This is a genomic window from Microbacterium sp. UBA837 (assembly GCF_002296025.1).
GTDB lineage: Bacteria > Actinomycetota > Actinomycetes > Actinomycetales > Microbacteriaceae > Microbacterium.
Window position 1 is genome coordinate 1 of record NZ_DBHD01000073.1, and the last position, 4,161, is coordinate 4,161.

Consider the following 4,161-nt stretch of genomic DNA (forward strand, 5'->3'; position numbering starts at 1 on the left):
GGTCGCACCGCCGCCGCTGCGCCGGGAGCTCGCACGGCACACCACGCGCGACCAGTGGTACCGCGACCGCACCCCCGACATCGACCGCATCGGCGTTCCCGTGCTCGTGTGTGGCAGCTTCTCGGACCACAACCTCCACACTCGCGGCTCCTTCGAAGTCTTCCGACGGGCGGGTCAGGCGCGTCCCGAGCGCCCCCGCCGCTGGCTCTACACCCATCGCGGCGGCAAGTGGGCCACGTACTACAGCACGGATGCCGCCAGCATCCGTGCCCGCTTCTTCGATCACACCCTCCGCGACCTCGACAACGGCTGGGACGCACTTCCCCCGGTGCGCCTGGCCGTGTACGAAAGCGGACCGACCCCGGTCGCCGTCACCGCGGAGTCCGAGTGGCCGCCCGCAGACCTGCGCATGCGCCGCCTGTTCCTCGACGGCATGGACGGTTGCCTTGGCGACGGCCCCTCACGCGTGACGGTGCAGACCGGCTTCGCGATGAACGGCCCGGGCCTCGAATGGACGTGGCGCATCCCCGAAGCCCTCGACGTCATCGGCCCCATGTCGCTGCGCCTGCACGTTTCAGCGCGGGCGGCCGACGATCTCACACTGTTCGTCGGCGTCCGCAAGATAGCGGAGGGTGCTGTCGTGCCGTTCGAAGGGTCGTACGGTTTCGATCGCGCCTGGATGTCGTATGGCTGGCAGCGTGTGGGGTTCCGCGATCTCGACCCGGACCTCACGACCGACCTGCATCCCGTCCACACCTTCGAGCGTCGAGTGCCGATTCGCCCGGGCGAGGTCATCCCGGTCGATATCGAGCTGCGCGAGCACGCCACGCGGTTCCGCGCGGGCGAGGAGCTGAGACTCGTCGTCCGCGGCCGTTGGGTGCACAGCCGCAACCCCGTCACGGGGAGCTTCCCCGCCGGGTACGTGCGCCGTCGGGGCGGTACGGCGATCATCCACACCGGTCCGGAGCATCCGTCATCCCTGCTGCTCGGGCATCGACACCCGACTGGGTCGCCCGGCGAGCCATGGCTCGAGAAGGCGCCGTGACCGGATGCCGAACGCGACTTCGGCTGCGAAACCTGTTGTTTGTGTGACTGATGTTGTTAGTGTGAATACGTTCTGTGTGACAGGAGGAACTGGTGGAGCTCGAATCGAGCGCTGAGGAGTGCGGCTGCGCGCCTACGCCCCGGGAGCTTCGCGCGCTCTCGCGCCGCTCCGCCCTGGGGATCGGCGTTGCCGGCGGACTCCTCCTGTTCGGTGGCGCCTCGGCCTTCAGCCTCGCTCCCGCCTTCGCTGAGTCATATCCCAGCTGGGACGACGTCCAGAACGCGAAGGCGAACGAAGCCGCCAAGTCGCGTGAGGTCACCCGCATCGAGGGGCTGATTCAAAGCCTCACGGCCGAGGTCGAGCGTACGCAGGCCGAAGCGCAGCGGCTCTCGGACGAGTTCTATGTCGCGCAGCAGGCGTACTTCGACGCCGCCAAGCGCGCCGATGACCTGCAGGCGCAGGCTGATGAGCAGGCCGCAGCAGCGGATGAAGCCGCACAGAAGGCTGGGCGCGTCGCCGCGCAGCTCTACCGCGACGGCGGCGACGACACCGCGATGCAGTTGTTCTTCTCGGGATCCGCGGTCGGGGCAGACGAACTGCTCGCGCGCCTGGGAACGATGGACAAGCTCCTCGAGCGCAACCAGACGGTGTACGAAGACGCCGTCACGGCCCGGGATGCCGCGCAGAGCTACAGCGATCAGGCAGTGCAGGCGCGCAATGAGCGCGACAAGCTGCAGCAAGAGGCCGAGCAGAAGATGATCGCGGCCCAAGAGGCTTCCGCGGCAGCGCAGGTCGCCCTCGACAACCAGACGACCCACCTCGGCAACCTGCAAGCCCAGCTGGCGGCGCTCAAGGATGAGACCGCGAAGACCGTCGCCGGTTACCAGGCCGGTGTGGAAGCAGAACGTAAGGCTCGCGAAGAGCGGGAGCGCAAGGCCCGCGAAGAGGCCGAACGAATCGCTCGCGAGCAGGCTGCCAACGGCGGCGGCAACGGTGGTGCTGTCACCGGCGGCGGATGGGCCCGCCCGTCATCCGGGTACGTGTCCTCGGGCTATGGACGTCGCTCGAGCGTGTGCAACGCGAACTATTGCTCCTCGAGCTTCCACTATGGCTACGACTTCGCTCCCGGATGCGGCGCAGCGATCTACGCCGCTGGCGCCGGTCGCGTGGTCTACGTCGGACGAAACGGCGGCTACGGCAACTACATCAAGATCGACCACGGCGGCGGCATCGGCACCGGCTACGCGCACATCGTCGACGGCGGCTTCTGGGTGGGGTACGGCCAGTGGGTCGGCGCCGGCCAGGCGATCGCTGCCACCGGAAACACCGGAAACTCCTTCGGCTGCAATCTGCACTTCGAGACCTACGTGAACGGCGCAGCCGTCAACCCGTCCGGTTTCATGGCAGCCCGCGGCGTCTACTTCTAGGCCGGCCCGCCACCCGAGAAACACGAAGCCGCGGCATCCGTGACGGATACCGCGGCTCGCGTGATGAGCTCAGAGCGTGTTGGGGGCTTCGCCCTCACCCTGCGTGCGGGTCTCGCCCTCGTGGGCGTCGAAGCGCTCGGCGGCCTCGGTGATCAGGCGCTCGGCCTCGGCGGCATCCGCCCAGTCGTCGACCTTGACCCACTTGCCGGGCTCCAGGTCCTTGTAGTGCTCGAAGAAGTGCGCGATCTCTTTCTTCGTGTAGTCGGGGATGTCGGCGACATCCTGGATGTGGTCCCACCGCGGGTCTTTCGCGAGGACAGCCACGACCTTGTCGTCGCCGCCTGCCTCATCGCTCATCTTCAGCACGCCGACCGGGCGGACCTTGGCGAGGATGCCGGGGTAGAGGTCGCGGTCGAGCAGGATCAGGACGTCGAGCGGGTCGCCGTCCTCGCCGAGGGTGTTCTCGAAGAAGCCGTAGTTCGCGGGGTAACCGAAGACGGTATAGAGGATGCGGTCGAGGAAGACGCGGCCGGTGCCGTGGTCGACCTCGTACTTCACGCGGCTGCCACGCGGGATCTCGATGACGGCGTCGTACGCGCCCATGCTCTGTGCTCCTTTGTCGATGACGGATGCCGCCGACCAGCCTAGTGCGCCGGGTTCGTCCGCCCGAGCCCGTGCCTGCGGCGTCGGTAACTCCTCTAATCCGGCACGGCTTGCGCCCGATCGGGCCGTTGGGTCGGGGCGGCGGCGCGGATGTGAGGAGTTAGCCACAGCCGGCGGGCGGCGGAGGCAAGGCCGCCGACTCGTACACCGGACCGCCGATCCGCGCCGTCTGCGACCGTAACTCCTGCAATATTGGCCGTTCCGCATGTTGGCGAGGTGGATGGCAGGGGAACTGCAGGAGTTAGCGACGGCGGATGGCCGGTAGCGTGGCGGCGTGGACGTTCGACCGGGCCTGGATTCGGCCGTCGCAGAGGTGCGGCGGGCGGTGCGAGCTGCCCTCCAGGCTCTTCCCGAGGGCGCAACGGTCATCGTGGCGCTGTCGGGCGGGGCGGATTCCCTGGCCCTCGCGGCGGCAACGGCTTTCGAAGCACCGAAGCGCGGGATCAGGGGCGTCGCCGTCACCGTCGACCACGGTCTGCAGGACGGGTCGGCCGAGATCGCTGCGACCGCCGCGGCCACGGCAGAGAGCCTCGGCCTGTCCGCCCGGGTCGTCAGGGCTGTCGTGCGCGCGGGCGGCGGACCCGAGGCCGCAGCACGGGACGCGCGATACGAAGCGCTCGATGCCCTCGCCCGGGAGGTCGGCGCGGCGGCCATTCTGGTCGGCCACACCCTCGACGATCAGGCAGAGACGGTGCTACTCGGGCTTGCCCGCGGTTCCGGCGCAACAAGCCTGCAAGGAATGGCTCCGGTGGCCGAGCGCGAGGACGGATGCCGCATCCTGCGCCCCCTGCTCGAGATTCGGCGCGCCACGACACATGCTGCGTGCGCCGCGCAAGGCCTGGACCCGTGGCTCGACCCCCACAATGCCGACCCACGGTACACCCGGGTTCGGGTTCGTGAAACGGTGCTGCCGACCCTCGAACGCGAGCTCGGCCCGGGGGTGGCCGAAGCGCTCGCGCGCACGGCGGCGCAGTTGCGCGAGGACGCGGAGGCCTTTGCGGAGATGATCGACGAGATCATCGAAGA

4 protein-coding genes are annotated in these 4,161 nt (G+C 68.8%); 3 read left to right on the top strand and 1 reads right to left on the bottom strand.

From position 1 onward, the window contains the following. The coding region (locus tag B3587_RS05485) for a CocE/NonD family hydrolase (RefSeq protein WP_292726992.1) at nt 1–1,045 on the top strand (1,045 nt) is incomplete at its 5' end. 92 nt (nt 1,046–1,137) lie between these two features. Then, nucleotides 1,138–2,472: a peptidoglycan DD-metalloendopeptidase family protein gene (locus tag B3587_RS05490; RefSeq protein WP_414683116.1), complete on the top strand. Its 1,335-nt coding sequence runs from the start codon at nt 1,138–1,140 to the stop codon at nt 2,470–2,472. Between the two features lie 69 nt (nt 2,473–2,541). On the opposite strand, the gene ppa is transcribed toward B3587_RS05490, so the two are convergent. Beyond that, nucleotides 2,542–3,075: an inorganic diphosphatase gene (ppa, locus tag B3587_RS05495; protein WP_228177485.1), complete on the bottom strand. Its 534-nt coding sequence runs from the start codon at nt 3,073–3,075 to the stop codon at nt 2,542–2,544. 334 nt (nt 3,076–3,409) lie between these two features. On the opposite strand from ppa, the gene tilS reads away from it, so the two are divergent. After that, on the top strand, nt 3,410–4,161 hold a 752-nt coding region (gene tilS, locus B3587_RS05500; RefSeq protein ID WP_292726994.1), incomplete at its 3' end, for a tRNA lysidine(34) synthetase TilS.

Excerpts from the sequence above, each read along its gene's own strand:
- ppa (WP_228177485.1), bottom strand. The coding sequence starts at position 3,075 with ATGGGCGCGTACGACGCCGTCATCGAGATCCCGCGTGGCAGCCGCGTG.